This is a genomic window from Paraburkholderia sp. Ac-20340, assembly GCF_017104965.1.
Lineage (GTDB): Bacteria > Pseudomonadota > Gammaproteobacteria > Burkholderiales > Burkholderiaceae > Paraburkholderia.
The window spans coordinates 312,507-329,747 of the sequence record NZ_JAAGPR010000008.1 but is presented as its reverse complement, the minus strand read 5'-3'; the positions used below and the strand labels follow the sequence as shown (position 1 = coordinate 329,747).

Below are 17,241 nucleotides of genomic sequence, written 5' to 3'. Positions count from 1 at the left end.
GAAGCGGCGCGTACCTTATCGGCGAGCTTTTCGGCGTAGTCGAGCATGCCGTCGCGAATGCCGACCTTCGGCTTGGTCACGAAATCGACCGCGCCCAGTTCCAGCGCGCGCAGCGTGATTTCATTGCCGCGCTCGGTCAGCGACGACACCATCACGACCGGCATCGGGCGCAGGCGCATGAGCTTCTCGAGGAAATCGAGACCGTCCATGCGCGGCATTTCCACGTCGAGCGTAAGCACGTCGGGGTTGTGCTGCTTGATCAGCTCGCGCGCCACGAGCGGGTCGGGCGCGGTGGCGACGACGGTCATATCCGGCTGGCTGTTGATGATCTCCGTCATCAGGCTGCGGATCAGAGCCGAATCATCGACGCAGAGAACCTTGATTTTTTGCACAGCGTTCACGCCTCCTCTACTGTCCTGGCGTTGTCATGACCGAAACCAGGACCATGACTGGATGGCCGCGTGGCAGACGCACTCGCGCCGAACAACTCGATGCGCGGGCGCGCCGGCTGCGGCGCGGATGTTGGAAAGGGATTGCCGCCTGCGGTGCCGCCGGCACGCGAGCCGTTCAGGCCGAACAGCTCGACGCGGGCACGGGCGCGCGCAAGGCGCTCGGCACGCGCTTCGGCGCCTTGCTGCGCGAGTTGCTGCTCACGCTCGGCCACGCTCGTTTCCTGCGACAGACGCAGTTTCTTGACCATCACCTGGCCCGTGCGCGGCAGGAACGCCACCTTGCGCGGATGCGAGCCCTGCAGGTCTTCAGCGGTGATACGGATGCTTTCGGTCGCCAGATAACGGCGCACGAAGGCGGAATTGCGATCGCCGATATTCATCGTCGTCATGCCCGCCAGCACGGCCGCGCCGCCGAACACCTTGGCTTCGAAGCGCTCGCGGCGCCCGCCGGCCTTGATCAGTTCGTTGATCAGCATTTCCATCGCGTAGGCGCCGTAGCGCATCGCGTCGGAGGCGCCGTGCGGGGCGTGGGCGGCGTCGGCGCCGTCGTCGGGCAGCATGAAGTGGTTCATGCCGCCGATGCCGGCGGTGCGATCCTGGATGCAGGCGGCCACGCACGAACCGAGCACGGTGACGAGCACCATGTCTTCGTTCGTGGTGAAGAATTCGTTCGGCAGCAGCTTCACGCCGGGGCGTTTGAAGTGCGCGTCGAAGTAGCGGTTGGTCGCGATCGGCAAGCGGCTCATACGGTCGCTCCCAGCGGTTCGGTCTTCGCGCCCGGCTTCACCGCCGTGGCGGTGGACGTCGCGGCGGCGGCGCGGCCGCGCGTCAGCTCGTAGACGGTCTGACCGCGCAGACGGAAGGCCTGCGTCACATAGGTGAAGTTTTCCGAATGGCCCGCGAACAGCAGACCGTCCGGCTTCATCAGCGGTTCGAAGCGCGTGAGCACCTGCGCCTGGGTCGGCTTGTCGAAGTAGATCATCACGTTGCGGCAGAAGATCGCGTCGAAGGTCTGACGCAGGCCGTAATCGGCGTCGGTCAGGTTCAACTGCTCGAACTTGATCATCTGGCGCAGTTCCGGGCGCACCTTCACGAGGCCCGCGTGCGAGCCCGTGCCCTTCAGGAAGAAGCGCTTCAGACGCTCGGGCGAGAGATGCTTGACCTGGTCGTAGGCGTAGACGCCCGCATCGGCCTTGGCGAGCACCTGGGTGTCGAGGTCGGTGGCGAGCACGCGCGACTCGCGCGCGGCACGCTCGCCGAGCGATTCGATCAGCGTCATCGCGATCGAGTACGGCTCTTCGCCCGTCGATGCCGCCGAGCACCACACCGAAACCGGCTGCGTGCGGCGTTTGACGAAGTCGGCGAGGATCGGAAAGTGATGCGCTTCGCGAAAGAACGCCGTGAGGTTGGTGGTCAGCGCGTTGGTGAACGCTTCCCACTCGTTCGCGTCGTTGCGCTTTTCGAGTTCGTCGAGATAGTCGCGGAAGGTGTCGAGGCCGAGCGCGCGCAGACGCCGCGCAAGACGGCTGTACGCCATGTCGCGCTTGTGGTCCGAGAGCGAAATCCCGGCGCGGCGGTGGATCAGCGCGCGGATGCGCTCGAAGTCCGCCGAGGTGAACTCGAAGTCGCGCGCGGCGCCTTCGCCGCCGGCGCGCGGCACATCGGCGTGACGATCGCTGCGATCGCCACGATCGGGACGGGAACGCAGCGCGTTCATGATGCCGCTCCAGCGCGTCGGGCGCGCAAGCCTGCTGCGTTCATCGAATCTTCCTGGGCCGTTGCTGCGTGGCCGCCCGCCTGCAATGCGTGCGGCGCATGCGCGGCGCGTGTCGCGTCCGCCGCCTTGCGGGCAGCGGCGCGGTGCATCTCCGGCCGTCCTTGTGCGCTCATGTGCATTGCTGTGCTCGTCGCGATTTCAGTGGTTCAAGGGTTCCGCTCGACGCGGAGGATCAAAACGATCAAAACGTTTCCCAGTCGGAGTCGTCCGAAGCGGACGCTGCCGTGCTGGCAATCTGCGGTTCAACACGTGCAGCGGGCTTGGGCATCGGCTTCGCTGCGGCCGGTGCGCTGGCGTGCGCTGCGGGCTTTGCAGCCGGTGCCGGCGCGCGCTTCGCGGCGATGGCTTTCACGGCGGGCGCCGCTGCCTTCGCTGCGGGAGCTGCCGATACAGCGGATGCCGAAGCCGTTGCGCGCACTGCACGGCTTTCGCCGCCGTGGTTGCCACCGTGGTTTGCACCATCCGTGCGCCACGTCGCCAGCACGCTCTGCAAGTTGCGCGTCTGCTCTTCGAGCGACGCCGCCGCCGCCGCCGCCTCTTCCACCAGCGCCGCGTTCTGCTGCGTGACGGTGTCCATCTGCGTGACGGCGCGGTTGACCTGCTCGATGCCGCCCGACTGTTCTTCCGATGCCGCGCTGATCTCACCCATGATGTCGGTCACGCGACGCACGGCCTGAAGGATGTCGTCCATCGTCGTGCCCGCGCGGCCCACCAGTTGCGATCCGCTTTGCACCTTCTCGGCGGAATCGTTGATGAGTTCCTTGATTTCTCTTGCCGCACTCGCGCTGCGCTGCGCGAGGCTGCGCACTTCGCCCGCGACCACCGCGAAACCGCGGCCCTGCTCGCCCGCCCGCGCCGCTTCCACGGCCGCGTTGAGCGCCAGAATATTGGTCTGGAACGCGATCCCTTCGATCACGCTGATGATGTCCACGACCTTCGCCGAGCTGGTGGCGATGGCCTGCATCGTCGACACCACTTCGCCCACCACCGCGCCGCCGCGCGTGGCGATATCCGAGGCGTTCACGGCAAGCTGGCTTGCCTGGCGCGCGTTCTCGGCGTTCTGGCGCACGGTGCCGGTGAGCTGTTCCATGCTCGAGGCCGTTTCCTGCAGCGACGCCGCCTGCTGTTCGGTGCGCTGCGAGAGATCGGTGTTGCCCATGGCGATTTCGCGCGCGCCCACGTCGATCGAACCCGCGCCGTTATGCACGGCCGACACGAGCGACACGAGGCTTTCCTGCATGCGCTTGACGCCCGCAAAGAGACGGCCGATTTCGTTCTTGCTGTAGACGTCGATACGCTCGGTCAGATCGCCCTGCGCAATGCGCTCGAACGACTTCACCGCATCTTCGAGCGGCTGCACGATCAGGCCGCGCATCGCGAAACGGATCGCCACCACCAGCACCAGCGCCACCGCGATCACCACGCCGATCAGCGTGCGCATCAGCGAAATCTGCGAGCGCGCGCTTTCTTCGCGTGCCTGCGCGCCGTCCTGAAGCTGCTGCGCAACCGGTGCAGCCGAGTTGTCGTAATCGACGAACATCGGGCTGATCTTCGTATCGGCGATGGCGTGATAGGCCGCCTGGTCGTTCGCACGCAGCGCGGCGAATTCCGGCTGCACGCCGTCCTGCAGCAGCGCCGCGCGCTTCGTGTTGAGCGCGTCGAGCGTGGCCGCGTCGATCCCGGTTTTCGGGGCGGCGACGAACGCCTTCCAGGCATCGTTCGACTTGCCGAGCAGGAAGTCGGCGCGGTCGATGACTTTCTTCGCTTCGTCGTTCTGGCCGGCCACGTAAAGCGCATTCACCCGGTCGAGCGAGACGCGCGAGCGCAGCAGATACGACGAGGCGTCGTTGAGCGAATGCATCGCGACGAGATCGCCGCGCGCAATGGTGGCGAGCGAATCGCTCGCGTTGCCGAGCGCGATAAGCCCGAGCGCGCCGACCAGACCGGTCAGCGCCAGGAGAATGACCCCAACGCCCGTGAGCGTCGTGCGGATCGACCACTTGTGCAGCATCTCGTTTGCTCCTGTCCTGTGCGGCGTCGGGTATCGCGGGTTGATCGCGCAAGGTCGAGGCAGACCGGTATGGCATGGCGGTTGGGCCGCTCTTGCGCGGCGGCTTTCCGCTCTTCCTCTAGCGCGGGCCTTGCGGCCTCACCCCCGTAGCAACCTCGCCCCTTCCCTGATATCGGTATGCCTTGTCTCTCACACGCCCAGCGCTTCGATCAGGGCCATCTCGCGGCTCGTCATGAGCTTTTCGATGTCCATCAGGATCAGCATGCGGCCGTCCACGGTGCCGAGGCCCGTGAGGTATTCGGTCGTGAGCGTCGCGCCGAATTCCGGCGCGGGCATGATCTGGTCCATCTGCAGCGTCAGCACGTCGGACACGCCGTCCACCACCATGCCCACCACGCGATGCGCGACGTTCAGGATGATCACCACGGTCTGGTGGTCGTACTCCACGCGGCCGAGGTGGAACTTGATGCGCATGTCCACGATCGGCACGATGATGCCGCGCAGATTGATCACGCCCTTGATGAAATCGGGTGCATTGGCGATGCGCGTCACGCTTTCGTAGCCGCGGATTTCCTGCACCTTGAGAATGTCGATGCCGTACTCTTCCGCGCCCAGCGTAAAGACGAGGAATTCCTGACCGCCTGCGTCGGCCTGTTGCGCGTCGCGGCGGTGCGCGCCGGCGACTGCGCCCTGTGCGCCGCCGCCCTGGATGGAATGGACTTCTGCCACGTTAGCCCCTGAACGGTTGGGAAATGGTTGGTTGATGCGTGCTCATGCTGATGCGCCTGCTCAGGCGAATTCGGCGAACGAGCCGGAATTCGCGCCGCCGTGCGAGCCGACGGCAACACCGTGCGACGCGCGCGTTTCGCGGTTGAGCGCGGCCACGTCGACAATCAGCGCGACGCTGCCGTCGCCCAGGATCGTCGCCGCCGAAATGCCGTGCACCTTGCGGTAATTCGTTTCGAGGTTCTTCACCACGACCTGCTGCTGGCCCACCAGCTCGTCGATCAGCATGGCGAAGCGACGGCCTTCGGTTTCCATGATGGTGACGATGCCCTGGGTCGGGTCGGTGCGCGCGCCTTCGACATTGAAGACGTGATGCAGCGCGACGAGCGGCAGATATTCGCCGCGCACGCGCACCACGCGGTCGCCGTTGGTGACCGTGTAGATGTCTTCGTGGCGCGGCTGCAGCGACTCCATCACGAAGTTCAGCGGCAGGATGAAGATTTCGTTGCCGACCTTCACGGACATGCCGTCGAGAATCGCCAGCGTGAGCGGCAGCACGATGCGCGTGGTGCTGCCCTTGCCCGCGTGCGAGGTGATCTCGACGTGGCCGCCCATCGACTGGATGTTTCGCTTCACCACGTCCATGCCGACACCGCGGCCCGACACGTCGGTGACCTGCTCCGCCGTCGAGAAGCCCGGCAGGAAGATCAGGTTCCAGACTTCGTCGTCGGTCATCGTGTCGCTGACCTGCATGCCCTGCTTGGCCGCCTTGGCGAGAATCTTGTCGCGGCGCAGGCCTGCGCCGTCGTCGCTCACTTCGATCACGATGTTGCCGCCGTGATGCGCCGCGGAAAGCACGAGCTGGCCCGTGCCGTCCTTGCCGGCGGCGCGGCGCGCTTCCACGGTTTCGATGCCGTGGTCGAGCGAGTTGCGCACGAGGTGGGTCAGCGGGTCGATGATGCGCTCGATCAGGCTCTTGTCGAGTTCGGTCGCCTGACCGAACGTGACCAGTTCCACTTCCTTGCCGAGCTTCGAAGCCAGGTCGCGCACCAGACGCGGGAAGCGGCTGAACACGTAATCCATCGGCATCATGCGGATCGACATCACCGCTTCCTGCAGATCGCGCGCGTTGCGTTCGAGCTGCGCCATGCCGTTGAAGAGGCGGTCGTGCAGCGCCGGATCGAAGGTGCTGGTGGTTTCCGCCAGCATCGCCTGCGTGATGACGAGTTCGCCCACGAGGTTGATCAGCTGGTCGACCTTTTCCACGCCGACGCGAATCGAGCTGCCTTCCGCCGATGCGGCTGCAGCCGCGCGCGGCTTGCGTTCGTGGTCGGCGGCCGCCGACGCTGCGGGCGCGGCGACCGGCGCCGGTGCCGGCGCGGCGGCACCCGGCGGCGCGGGCGCAGCCACGGGCGCCGCAGCGGGTGCGGCGGAAACCGCCATCGCAGCGGGCGCGCCAACCGGTGCCGGCGCGGCCGGGATCGGCGGAATCGTCAGCGCGGGCAGCACTTCGTCCGCGAGTGCGGGCGCGGCGTCGCCTTGCGGCGCGGCGCCACGGCCGATCGAAATCTGGCTTTCGTCGATCACGAAGCAGCACACGGCGACGATGTCGTCCGAGGGCACATCGGTTTCGAGCCACAGCGTCAGGTCGTCGCCGGTCTTCACCTGGCCGAGGATGCGGCCCAGATTGCCGAGTTCTTCGGCGAGCAGTTCCTGGTCCTTGGCGTCCACGCGGCGCAGCGTGATGCGCAGATGCGGGCCTTCGGCGGCCGGTGCGGCAGCGGGTGCCGCCGCGCCTGCCACCGAAGTGGCCGCGATCGCTTCGTCGACCACATGCTCGGGCACGTGCGCCGCCACGGCTGCGCCTGCCGCCATCGCGGACGGACGGTTCGCTTCGAAGGCCGCTTCGAGGTCTTCTTCCGAATCCATCGCAGGCGCGGGTGCAGCCGCCATCACCGGCGCGGCCACGACGGGCGCCGGTGCCGGTGCTGCTGCGACCGGAGCGGGCACGCCCTGGCTTTCCGCGTTCAGGCGTTCGAGCTTGGCGCGCATGGCGGCCGCCGTCGCCGCGTCGGGCTCGGCGCTCGCGCGGTAGGCCGCGAGCTGGTCGGACAGCACGTCCTTGGTTTCGAGAAACACGTCGACCATGTCCGTGCGCAACACGATTTCATTGTTGCGCGCGCGGTCGAGCAGCGATTCGAGCACGTGGGTCGTTTCGGTGAGCGCCGTGAAGCCGAAGGTCGCCGCGCCGCCCTTGATCGAGTGGGCCGCGCGGAAAATCGCCGCCAGATCTTCGGGATCGGGCTGGCCGACGTTCAGGTTCAGAAGAAGCTGCTCCATCTGCGCGAGCAGCTCGTCCGCCTCGTCGAAAAACGTCTGGTAGAACTGAGTGATGTCGAGAGTCATTGCTCTTTCACCGCGATTAATGCGTGGGGGGCGTGCCGCCGGTCCGGTTCCGGGTCCTGGTCGCTGCACTGACGTCAGTGCAGAGGCAGGATCTGCGTGCGGACTACTGCAGCGCGCCTGATGTCATGGTTGCGTTTCGCCGAGCGCGCTCGCCAGATCGACGAGCAGTTCGGGGTCCACCGGTTTTTCGATCCAGCCAGTCGCGCCCGCTTCCCGCACGGCTGCCTTGAAGCCTTCGTCCGATTCCGTGGTCAGCACGAGGATGGGCGTGTCCTGGTAAGACGGGTTCGCGCGCAGGCGCTTGATCAGGTCGAGCCCGCTCATGCGCGGCATGTACAGATCGGTGAGCACGAGATCGAAGCGCTGCGCGAGCGCATGCTCGAGCCCGTCTTCGCCGTCGTTGGCCACCGTCACTTCGTAACCCGCCGAGCCGAGCGCCGCACACAGGATCTCCCGCATGGACGCCGAATCGTCGATCGCCAGAATATTTCTGATCATCCGTTCCTCGTTCGCGCTGCTGTTCCGTCGATTGTTTCGCCGCTCGTTGCGTTCACCGCTTGTGCTGCTTTCACCTGGACGCCCCCGCCTTACGGCGCGGGCTTGCCAGGCATCGCGGGCGCCACGTTCGCCGCCACCGGCGCGAGCGACACGCCCGCGGGAGCGACCGGCGCCACACCCGGCGGCGCCTTCGTCACGTCCGGCGCCGGTGCCGCACCGCCGCTGATCGCCGGCAGCAACGAGCCCTTGCCCGAGCCCGCTGCGTCGTCCGACAGCGTCGTCGCGGTGCTGTCGTCGTGCTCGAGTGCCTCTTCCGACTTCTTGTTGAGCACGATGATGCTGATGCGGCGGTTTTCCGGGTCGAGCGGATCAGCCTTGTTCAGGTTCTGCGTGGAAGCCAGGCCCAGCACACGCAGCACCTTCGATTCGTCCATGCCGCCTGCGACCAGCTCGCGGCGCGAGGCGTTCGCGCGGTCGGCGGACAGTTCCCAGTTGCTGTAGCCGCTCTCGCCGCCGGCATACGGCACGGCGTCGGTGTGGCCTTGCACGACGATGCGGTTGGGCACGTCGTTGAGCGTCTTGCCGATCGCCTGCAGGATGTCGTGCATGTACGGCTCGACCACATCGCGCGCCGTCGCGAACATCGGGCGCTTCTGCGAATCGACGATTTCGATGCGCAGACCCTGCAAGGTCGAATCGACGCGAATCTGCTGCTTGAACTGGCGCAGCACCGGGTTCGCTTCGATCGCGGCCATCAGCTTGACCTGCAGGTCGTGCAGGCGCACCTGTTCCTTGCGCTCGAGCGAGCCTTGCTGCTGCTTCGATGCTTCGTCGTCGTTGTGCTTGACCGTGCTGCGGTCCGTGCGCTCGGTCTGGCCGTCGCTGCGACGCGTGATGCCGTCTTCCTGCGAGGAGATATCGCGCCCGCCGCCCTTCACGATCGACGAATCTTCCGCGCTGCGGTCGCCGCCCCAGAGCGTGACCTTGAGCGGCTGGTTGAAGTAATCGGCGATGCCCTTCAACTGCACCGTGGACGCCGAACTGAGCAGCCACATCAGCAGGAAGAACGCCATCATCGCGGTCATGAAGTCCGCGTAGGCGAGCTTCCATGCGCCGCCGTGGTGGCCGCCCTTTTTCGGGGCGGCACGCTTGACGACGATCGCGCGGTCCTTGTTGTTGCTCATCGCGCGGTCCTTACTTCGCCTTCACGCGGCGCACGTGTTCTTCGAGTTCCGAGAACGACGGGCGCTCGGTCGAGAACAGCACCTTGCGGCCGAATTCGACGGCAATGGCCGGCGCGTAGCCGTTCAGGCTCGCGAGAATGGTCACCTTGATGCACTGGAACATCTTGGTCGATTCGGTCACGCGCTGCTCGGCGAGCGAGGCCAGCGGGCCGATCAGGCCGTACGACAGCAGAATGCCGAGGAACGTGCCCACCAGTGCCTGGGCGATCATCTCGCCGAGCACGGCAGGCGGCTTGTCGGCCGATGCCATCGTGTGCACCACGCCCATCACCGCGGCGACGATACCGAATGCCGGCATCGCGTCACCCACCTTCGACAGCGCATGCGCGGGCGCTTCGCCTTCGGCGTGATGGGTTTCGATTTCCTCGTCCATGAGGCTTTCGATTTCGAACGCGTTCATGTTGCCGCCCACCATCAGACGCAGGTAGTCGGTGAGGAATTCGACGATGTGATGGTCGGCCAGGATCTTCGGGTATTGCGTGAAGATCGGGCTTTTCTGCGGGTCGTCGATATCGGCTTCGAGCGTCAGCGTGCCTTCCTTGCGCGCTTTCGCCAGCAGGACGTAGAGCAGCGCGAGCAGCTCCATGTACACGTCCTTGCTGTACTTCGAGCCCTTGAACAAGGCGGGCAGCACGCGCAGCGTCGCCTTGATCGTCTTCATGCCGTTGCCGAGGATGAACGCGCCGAGTCCCGCCCCGGCGATCATCAGCACTTCGACCGGCTGCATAAGAGCGCCAAGGTGGCCACCCTCCATGGCATAGCCGCCGAAGACGCAAACGAGCGTCACGAGAGTTCCAACGATAATCAGCACAGACGGGTCCTCACTGGAGAAGATTGCGCTGCGAGCCGCCATTGGCCCGCGCCCTTAGAAGGGTTTACGGCACGGACGCGGAAAACTTTGAGCCTGGATGGGTGCTGGCCTGCTGTGGCGCGACGAATCGGCGCCGGCCCGCGAAGCCGCGCCGCGCGGACGCGCTCACGCGGCGGCGGGCGATGTTTCATCGATGAATTCGTCGGCGGAATGAAGTGGCAATCTGTCGCCAATTTGCGGCTGCATTTCATTGCCTTACCTGCTGGAAACGGCGCCGCGCTCACGCGCCGCCTGTGCCCGGCAGCATGGGCGCCGGGTGGGCGCTGGCCGAAACGCTGGCAGCAACGCCGGCCGGCGCGCGCCGCGTGCGTCCCGCGCGCGATGGCGGCTGGCACAGCCCGCACACGTAGTAGCGCTGCGGTTCGTGCGCATGCGCGACAAAACGCCCGCCACAGCGCGTGCAGCGCGTCATCTGCAGCAGCCCTGAGGCGAAGTAACGCACCAGTGTCCAGGCGCGCGTGAGACTCAAGGCGGGTTCGTCTTCCTGGATGCGCACGTGTTCGAGATAGAGCCGGTAGCTCTTGACGATCGCGCGCACCGGATCACAACGGCCGTGGCCGTTCATGAACAGATAGGTGTTGTAGAACAGCGAGGAATGCACGTTGGGCTGCCACGTCATGAACCAGTCGGTCGAGAACGGCAGCATGCCCTTGGGCGGCGATTCGCCCTTCACTTCCTTGTAAAGGCGGATCAGGCGATCGCGCGACAGCGAGGTTTCCGCTTCGAGCAGTTGCAGCCGCGCGCCCAGTTCGATCAGCTCGATCGCCAGTGCGATCTCCTTGACCTCGAGTACCACACTTTTTGTCGCCATTCGGCTCCCGCATCGACCCGCAAACCGGCGGTCCGCATGCGGACCCCGCGCTTTTCTGCGCCTGCGCCGCGCCGGGCTCCGTCAGAGCCGTGCAGCGAAGCCGGTCGACTCAGCCGACCTGTTCGACGCTCTGGCCGGCCATCAGGATGGCGGAATGGGTCTGTGCGGATTTGCCCTTGTCGGCGAGCGCGCCCAGGATGGCGTGATCGTCGAAACGGAAACGGCAAAGCAGCTGGTTGGACGATGCGAGGCGCGCAGTCTGCGCGAACGTCAGATTGGCGAGCACCTCGGCAAGCTGCGCCGAAATGCCCATACGGAACATCCCCGTCGGACGGTCCTCGCGCAGCAGGCGCTGGGCGAGCAACAGATACGACAGATTGACTTCCTTGATCTCGCTGAGCATGTCGCTTGGCGTCGTCGCGCTCATGGATTCCCCCGAATTCGAAACGTAGCGGCTGGTCAGGCCTGATACGGAAACGTTTGCCCGTGAAATGCAGTGCGCAATGGCGCACGACAAAGCAAACGGCCCGTTTAGTGGTCGTCCTCGCATTGTGGCGACGCCACACGCAAAAGAAAATCGGAAGGATGCCGCGACGCGTTGCGAGAAAAACTTCCCTTTTTATGTAGGAATTTTTCTGACAATCGGTAGAAAAGTAAGATGGGAGGCTGTGTGACTCATGCCGAAGGCATATCAGCCTAATCCTCTGGAGATTATAAAAGGCTTTTCATAGCCACGTAACAATCCTCAGGGTACCCAATTCGAATTATTAACGGGGGTCGAAACCATTGTCTGTGCGCAGGCACACCAATTGCGTATTGGCCCCGCCGGCATCGCCGTGCAGACCGGCGTCACGTCTTGCAACCGCCGCTTACAGCCCATGTATCCCGCTGTAACAACATTAAGCGTTTGCAAAACAACTCGTAACGTGAATTCAAATGCCCATAATCGGAATCAGGGATAACCCGATACCGCAGTGCCCCCGTTAATTTTCGATGGGTCGTCGTCGTAGACATGCGGTTTTTGCCAAGGAGATCAAGCCAATGCGAATCGCACAAATTGCGCCACTTTACGAAGCCGTCCCGCCGAAGCTTTACGGCGGCACCGAGCGCGTCGTGTCCTATCTGACCGAAGCGCTGGTCGAACAAGGCCACGAGGTGACGCTGTTCGCCAGCGGCGATTCGGTCACCTCGGCAAAGCTCCAAGCGGCCTGGCCGCGCGCCCTGCGCCTCGACCAGACCGTGCGCGACGCGCTGGCGCCGCACATCGTCCTGCTTGAACGCGTTCGCCGCATGGCGCACGAATTCGACGTGCTGCATTTCCACCTCGATTACCTGCCGTTCCCGCTGTTCTCGACGCTCGACACGCCGTTCGTCACCACGCTGCACGGCCGTCTCGATCTGCCGGAACTGCAGCCGGTGTTCGATTCGTTCCCGCAGGCGCCGGTGATTTCGATTTCGGATTCGCAGCGCCAGCCGCTGCATCAGGCCAACTGGCTCAACACGATCTATCACGGCCTGCCGAAGAATCTGCTCACGCCGCAGACGAGCAAGAAGCCCGAATATCTCGCGTTTCTTGGCCGCATCTGCCCGGAAAAGCGTGTGGATACGGCCATCAAGATCGCCGCGCTTTCGGGTCTGCCGCTGAAGATCGCCGCCAAGGTGGACAAGGTCGACCAGGATTACTTCAAGAACGAGATCGAGCCGCTGCTGTCGCAGGCGCACGTGGAATTTGTCGGCGAGATCAACGAAGCCCAGAAGCCGGAATTCCTCTCGGGCGCCAAGGCGCTGCTGTTCCCGATCGACTGGTCCGAGCCGTTCGGCCTCGTGATGATCGAGTCGATGGCGTGCGGCACGCCGGTGATCGCGTTCAACCGCGGTTCGGTGCCTGAAGTGATCGATCCGGGCGTGACCGGTTTCATCTGCGAAGACGTTCAGGGCGCCGTGGCGGCGCTGCAGAATATCGACTCGCTTTCGCGCGATGCGATTCGTGCGCAATTCGAGCGTCGTTTCACTTCGCACACGATGGCGAGTAATTATGTCGAAAGCTATTCGACGCTGATCGAAGCCGCCCAGCGTCCGGTGCTGCGTCGAGTTGCAGCGGGCGCTTGAGTTTGATCGGGCGTTTCGCTATTTCGCAGAAAACGCTATCGATGCGATAAAAGCACCACAAATGGGCAATGTGAATCGTTTGCGTACGCCGAATTAGCGTAATTCCCGATCACATATAAAAAGAGCCGCATGTTTCATGCGGCTCTTTTTTATTGCGTGCCGGATTGCGCTTAAGCGGGCCGGTCAGGCGATCAGATAGCGTTCGCGGTTCTTGCCGGCGATCCATTTGGGCGGCTTGCCGCGCCCGCTCCAGGTCGCGCCGGACTTGGGGTCCTGATAGCGCGCCGGCAGCGGCGCCTTCTTGGGCGGGCGTCCGCGCCGGGCGGCGACGGCGAAACCGAGGTCCTGCGCCGACAATCCATACTCCGCGATTTTCTCCCGGATCATGTTGATGACATCCGCGATTTCGGTGCGCCGGGCTTCGTCAGCCTGGGCCTGAAGCCGGGCGATCTGCGCCTTCAGTTCTGAGTATTGCGACATTTTTTCCTCTCCCCCTTCATTGTCAATCTAAGTGACTCGATCGGAGATTAGACGTAAATAAGAGAATAAGCAATCGCTGCTAATACTGTTTTATCGCTTAATTTCTTCAATTAAGAACGTTATGCAGTTGGCGGAATTCGGAACGCATCCAGCGCAATAATGAGAACAATTACATCGGAATTGACAATCCTTGACACCCGTGCTTTTCGCGACTCCCTAGAATCTGGCATTTCCCGGTGCCGGTGCTTTATTCGGCTCCCCGTCAAATGACTTTTCGAGGCGTCTAACAATGCACTTATCCAAACGACTTCTGGCCGAAATGTTCGGCACTTTCTGGCTGGTTCTCGGCGGCTGCGGCAGCGCCGTTCTCGCCGCCAATTTCGCCGGGCCGGTTCACGGTCTCGGCATCGGTTTCGTGGGCGTGTCGCTCGCCTTCGGCCTGACCGTGCTGACCATGGCGTTCGCCATCGGCCATATTTCGGGCTGCCATCTGAATCCGGCGGTGAGCGTCGGCCTGACCGTCGCGGGCCGCTTCCCGGCGCGCGACCTGCTGCCGTACATCGTCGCGCAGGTGATTGGCGCGGTGATCGGCGCGGCCGTGCTGGCCTGCATCGCCACCGGCAAGCCGGGCTTCGACCTCGTCGCCAGCGGTTTCGCCACCAACGGTTACGGCGATCAATCGCCGGGCCACTACACGCTCGCCGCCGCCTTCGTCTGCGAAGTCGTGATGACGGCGTTCTTCCTGTTCGTGATTCTCGGCGCGACCGATGTGCGCGCGCCGGCCGGTTTCGCCCCGATCGCCATCGGCCTGTGTCTCACGCTGATCCATCTGATCTCGATTCCGGTCACCAATACCTCGGTGAATCCGGCGCGCTCGACCGGCCCGGCGCTGTTCGTCGGCGGCGAAGCGATCTCGCAACTGTGGCTGTTCTGGGTCGCGCCGATCATCGGTGCGGTGATTGCGGGCGTGGTGTATCCGCTGATCGCGGGCCGCCGCGAAGCCGTGGCAGAACTGGCCGCGCGCGTGAAGGCGTAAAGTCGCGCAAATATCGTAGCTGTGTGAAAACGGGCGCTGCGGCGCCCGTTTTTTATGCGCGTGAGCCTGCGAGGCTCGCGCCGGGTGCGTTGGCGCCACTGCTAGAATCGGCGCACCCTCCAACTTCCAGGCAAGGCGCGCGGCATGAAGCATTCACGATATTCGCTGGGGCGTCTCGCTGGATCGATGGCGCTGCAATGGTTCGCCGCGACTGGCGGTCTGCTCGCCAGCGCGGGCATGGCCTACGCCGCCAGCACGCCCGATGCGGCCAACACCACGACGCTGATCTTCGTGCGCCACGGCGAAAAGCCCGCAGAAGGGCTCGGCCAGCTCAACTGCAAAGGCCTGAACCGCGCGCTGGCGTTGCCTGCTGTGATCGCCGCGAAATACGGCAAACCGGACGCGGTCTACGCGCCGGACCCGGGCGAGCAGAAAGACGATCGCGGCCACGCTTATTACTATGTGCGCCCGCTTGCGACGGTCGAGCCCACCGCAATTCAGTTCGGACTGCCGATCCAGACGCCCTACGGCCATTCGCACACGCATGCGCTGGAGAAAACCCTGCTCGATCCATCGATGCGCAATCGCACGGTGCTGATCGGCTGGGAACATCGCGAGATCGAAACGCTGGTGCGCAAGATGGTCGCCGAACACGGCGGTTCGGCGTCCGACGTGCCTAAATGGAAGAGCGCGGATTTCGACAGTATCTATGTCGTGCGCGTGGACTGGACGAATGGCTCGCCGCGCCTGCGCTTCAGCCACGATCGCGAGGATCTGGATGGTGTCGCCGACGATTGCCCGTGCGCAGGCTTGCCCGCGCCGCAGCCGGCATCGCAGACGCCCGCGCAATAAAACGCGGGCTTTTAACGAAGCGCTTTAACTCGGGATCTAGCCCGCGATTTCGTCGTCGATCGCGAACAGCTTGCGCAGATGATGCGCAACGCCCGCCTCGAAGTTGTTGCCGATGCGCGGCACCTTCGGCAGACGCTCCATCAGCAGCGGATTCGCGTTATTCATCATGAACGGATGGCCTGCCGTTTCGAGCAGGTCGATATCGTTCATGTTGTCGCCGAACGCGACGCAGCGCGCGGCATCCACATTGAGTTGTTCCAGCACGACACGCAGCGCGCGTCCCTTCGACACGCCCGCAACCATCACTTCGAGGCAATCGGGCAGCGAATAGGTGATATAGAGCGCGTCGCCGAATTCGCGCGTGAGGCTGGCTTCCACATGCGCGAGATCGGCCGGCTCGCCGATATACAGCGCCTTGGCAATACCCGCGCCGCCGAGCGTGGCCAGATCTTCGGTCACGCGGTACGTGAAGCCGGAATCCTGATGGAACGCGAGCAGTTCGGGCGCGTCGCGGTCGATGAACCACTCCGTATCCGTGTAGAGGCTCACGATGACGCGGCCATGCGCGCCCACCGTATCCGGCGCGACGAGGCGGCGCACCATCGGCTCGGGCAGATTGCTCGCGTGCAGCAGCGCGTTGTCGGGGCCATGCACGCGCGCGCCATTCGACGTGATCAGATACGCCGGAATCCCGAGGATGTCGCGAATACCGGCCACATCGCTGTAATGACGGCCCGTGGCGATGATGAACGTCAGCCCCTGTGCGTCGAGCTTGTTCAGCGTGGCGACCGTGAACGGGTCCAGTTGATGGTCGGCGTTGAGCAGCGTTCCGTCGAGATCGGTGGCGATAACCTTGTACATGGCAATTCAGGCGGCTAGCGGGAAACCGTCAATGCTAGCACCCGAACACGACGGGCGCGTTTTTGGGACAGACCCGCGCAGCGCTTCACGCTGCACTCATGCGCCCGGTTTCGCGCAACGCCAGCCGCAAGGCCCCGCTGGCCGAATCCGCGAGCGGCGCGCGCAGACGCTCGCGCATGGCTTGCGGCACCCACTCGCTCAGCGGCGCACCCAGACCGCCCGCCAGCGCCACGGGCAGCGCGGCCGCCGGGTCCAGCGCCGTGATCATGCGCGCGACGGCCTCGCCGGCTTCGGCCAGCAGCTTCGCCACAAACGGATGGCCGCGATGGGCGAGCACCACGGGCGCAAGGCTCGCATAGGCGGTCTGATTCGCGGCGCAGAGCCAGACGATCAGGCTGTCGCGATCGGCCGCGCCGGTGTGCGCGAGCAGGGCCTGCGAGAGCGCATCAGGCGCGACCCGGCCGTCGAGCGACTGCTGCGCCCACGTGATGGCGCGCAGGCCGAACCACGCGCCGCTCGCCTCGTCGCCGGACGGAAAGCCGAAACCGCCCGCAATGCGGCAAGCGCCCGACGCATCGAGCGCCGCCGCGATGCTGCCGGTGCCCAGCGCCACGACCACGCCCGCTTCTCCGCCGTGCGCGCCGAGCAGCGTGGTGTAGGCATCGCTTTCCACGGCGAGGCCCGCAACCGGCGGTGCGGCGGTGCGAAACGCTGCAAGCCAGTCAGGATTGTTCACGCCCGCCAGCCCGCAACCGAGCACGCATTGCGACCAGTCGAACGCGATCTGCGCCTGCGCGAACGCGGCGCGCGCGCCTTCCTCGATCGACTGCCAGGCGCGCCCGATGCCGAGCCCCAGCCCCGAGGGCCCCGCGCTCGCACGGGCGAGTTCCTTGCCATGCGCGTCGCCCAGGACGACCCGCGTGCCCGTACCGCCACCATCGACGCCGATCAACCAGGAAGATGTCTGCATGATTTGAAGGACTCCAGGAATCATTGAGTAACTAACGTGCCGCAGAGACTAACGGCTTGGCGTGATTCGCACAATTGGCCGGATGGCCAGGTGGCGGCGCGCAGGCGATCCGCTATTCTTGCGAAGCGCCACCGCCA

General features: G+C 64.8%; 17 protein-coding genes. 3 read left to right on the top strand and 14 right to left on the bottom strand.

The features are described from left to right. The 11 genes from G3N59_RS14160 to flhD all read right to left on the bottom strand — a co-directional run. Positions 1–392: response regulator (locus tag G3N59_RS14160; protein WP_205983242.1), on the bottom strand; the 392-nt coding region annotated here is incomplete at its 3' end. A gap of 5 nt (positions 393–397) precedes the next feature. After that, complete coding sequence (cheD, locus tag G3N59_RS14155; RefSeq protein WP_205983241.1) at positions 398–1,198, bottom strand: chemoreceptor glutamine deamidase CheD; 801 nt, start codon at positions 1,196–1,198, stop codon at positions 398–400. Then, positions 1,195–2,169: a CheR family methyltransferase gene (locus tag G3N59_RS14150; protein WP_205983240.1), complete on the bottom strand. Its 975-nt coding sequence runs from the start codon at positions 2,167–2,169 to the stop codon at positions 1,195–1,197. The genes cheD and G3N59_RS14150 overlap by 4 nt, the downstream gene beginning before the upstream one ends. 241 nt (positions 2,170–2,410) lie before the next feature. After that, entirely contained in the window at positions 2,411–4,240 is a 1,830-nt protein-coding gene (locus G3N59_RS14145; protein ID WP_205983239.1) for a methyl-accepting chemotaxis protein, read from the bottom strand. Positions 4,241–4,429: 189 nt separating this feature from the next. Continuing rightward, positions 4,430–4,969 carry a chemotaxis protein CheW gene (locus tag G3N59_RS14140; RefSeq protein ID WP_027816042.1) on the bottom strand — a complete coding sequence of 180 codons (540 nt, stop codon included), beginning with the start codon at positions 4,967–4,969 and terminating at the stop codon, positions 4,430–4,432. A 60-nt stretch (positions 4,970–5,029) separates the two neighbouring features. After that, a complete protein-coding gene (gene cheA, locus G3N59_RS14135) occupies positions 5,030–7,372 on the bottom strand; it encodes a chemotaxis protein CheA (protein ID WP_205983238.1) in 2,343 nt (780 codons plus the stop codon). Between the two features lie 123 nt (positions 7,373–7,495). Then, positions 7,496–7,870 (bottom strand): response regulator, encoded by a 375-nt coding sequence (locus G3N59_RS14130; RefSeq protein ID WP_205983237.1) that lies wholly within the window; start codon positions 7,868–7,870, stop codon positions 7,496–7,498. 89 nt (positions 7,871–7,959) lie between these two features. Then, positions 7,960–9,054: a flagellar motor protein MotB gene (gene motB / locus G3N59_RS14125; RefSeq protein ID WP_205983236.1), complete on the bottom strand. Its 1,095-nt coding sequence runs from the start codon at positions 9,052–9,054 to the stop codon at positions 7,960–7,962. A 10-nt stretch (positions 9,055–9,064) separates the two neighbouring features. Continuing rightward, on the bottom strand, positions 9,065–9,925 hold the full coding sequence (gene motA, locus G3N59_RS14120) for a flagellar motor stator protein MotA (RefSeq protein ID WP_205983235.1): 861 nt from the start codon (positions 9,923–9,925) through the stop codon (positions 9,065–9,067). Positions 9,926–10,205: 280 nt separating this feature from the next. Then, positions 10,206–10,796 carry a flagellar transcriptional regulator FlhC gene (flhC, locus tag G3N59_RS14115; protein WP_205983234.1) on the bottom strand — a complete coding sequence of 197 codons (591 nt, stop codon included), beginning with the start codon at positions 10,794–10,796 and terminating at the stop codon, positions 10,206–10,208. 109 nt (positions 10,797–10,905) lie between these two features. Continuing rightward, positions 10,906–11,223 carry a flagellar transcriptional regulator FlhD gene (gene flhD, locus G3N59_RS14110; protein ID WP_205983233.1) on the bottom strand — a complete coding sequence of 106 codons (318 nt, stop codon included), beginning with the start codon at positions 11,221–11,223 and terminating at the stop codon, positions 10,906–10,908. A 614-nt stretch (positions 11,224–11,837) separates the two neighbouring features. Between flhD and G3N59_RS14105 the strand changes: the two genes are divergently transcribed. After that, positions 11,838–12,905, top strand: a complete 1,068-nt coding sequence (locus G3N59_RS14105; protein WP_205983232.1) for a glycosyltransferase family 4 protein — start codon at positions 11,838–11,840, stop codon at positions 12,903–12,905. 183 nt (positions 12,906–13,088) lie between these two features. Here the strand turns inward: G3N59_RS14105 and G3N59_RS14100 are convergent, their stop codons facing one another. After that, complete coding sequence (locus G3N59_RS14100) at positions 13,089–13,385, bottom strand: H-NS histone family protein (protein ID WP_205983231.1); 297 nt, start codon at positions 13,383–13,385, stop codon at positions 13,089–13,091. Between the two features lie 289 nt (positions 13,386–13,674). On the opposite strand from G3N59_RS14100, the gene aqpZ reads away from it, so the two are divergent. After that, positions 13,675–14,421: an aquaporin Z gene (aqpZ, locus tag G3N59_RS14095; protein ID WP_205983230.1), complete on the top strand. Its 747-nt coding sequence runs from the start codon at positions 13,675–13,677 to the stop codon at positions 14,419–14,421. Between the two features lie 144 nt (positions 14,422–14,565). Next, positions 14,566–15,273: a histidine phosphatase family protein gene (locus tag G3N59_RS14090; RefSeq protein WP_241023425.1), complete on the top strand. Its 708-nt coding sequence runs from the start codon at positions 14,566–14,568 to the stop codon at positions 15,271–15,273. 36 nt (positions 15,274–15,309) lie between these two features. Here G3N59_RS14090 and G3N59_RS14085 read toward each other — a convergent pair whose 3' ends face one another. After that, on the bottom strand, positions 15,310–16,134 hold the full coding sequence (locus G3N59_RS14085; protein ID WP_205983229.1) for a Cof-type HAD-IIB family hydrolase: 825 nt from the start codon (positions 16,132–16,134) through the stop codon (positions 15,310–15,312). Positions 16,135–16,219: 85 nt separating this feature from the next. Continuing rightward, the gene (locus G3N59_RS14080; RefSeq protein ID WP_205983228.1) at positions 16,220–17,104 is read right to left on the bottom strand and encodes a BadF/BadG/BcrA/BcrD ATPase family protein; all 885 of its coding nucleotides are present in this window, start codon (positions 17,102–17,104) and stop codon (positions 16,220–16,222) included. Positions 17,105–17,241 lie beyond the last annotated feature (137 nt).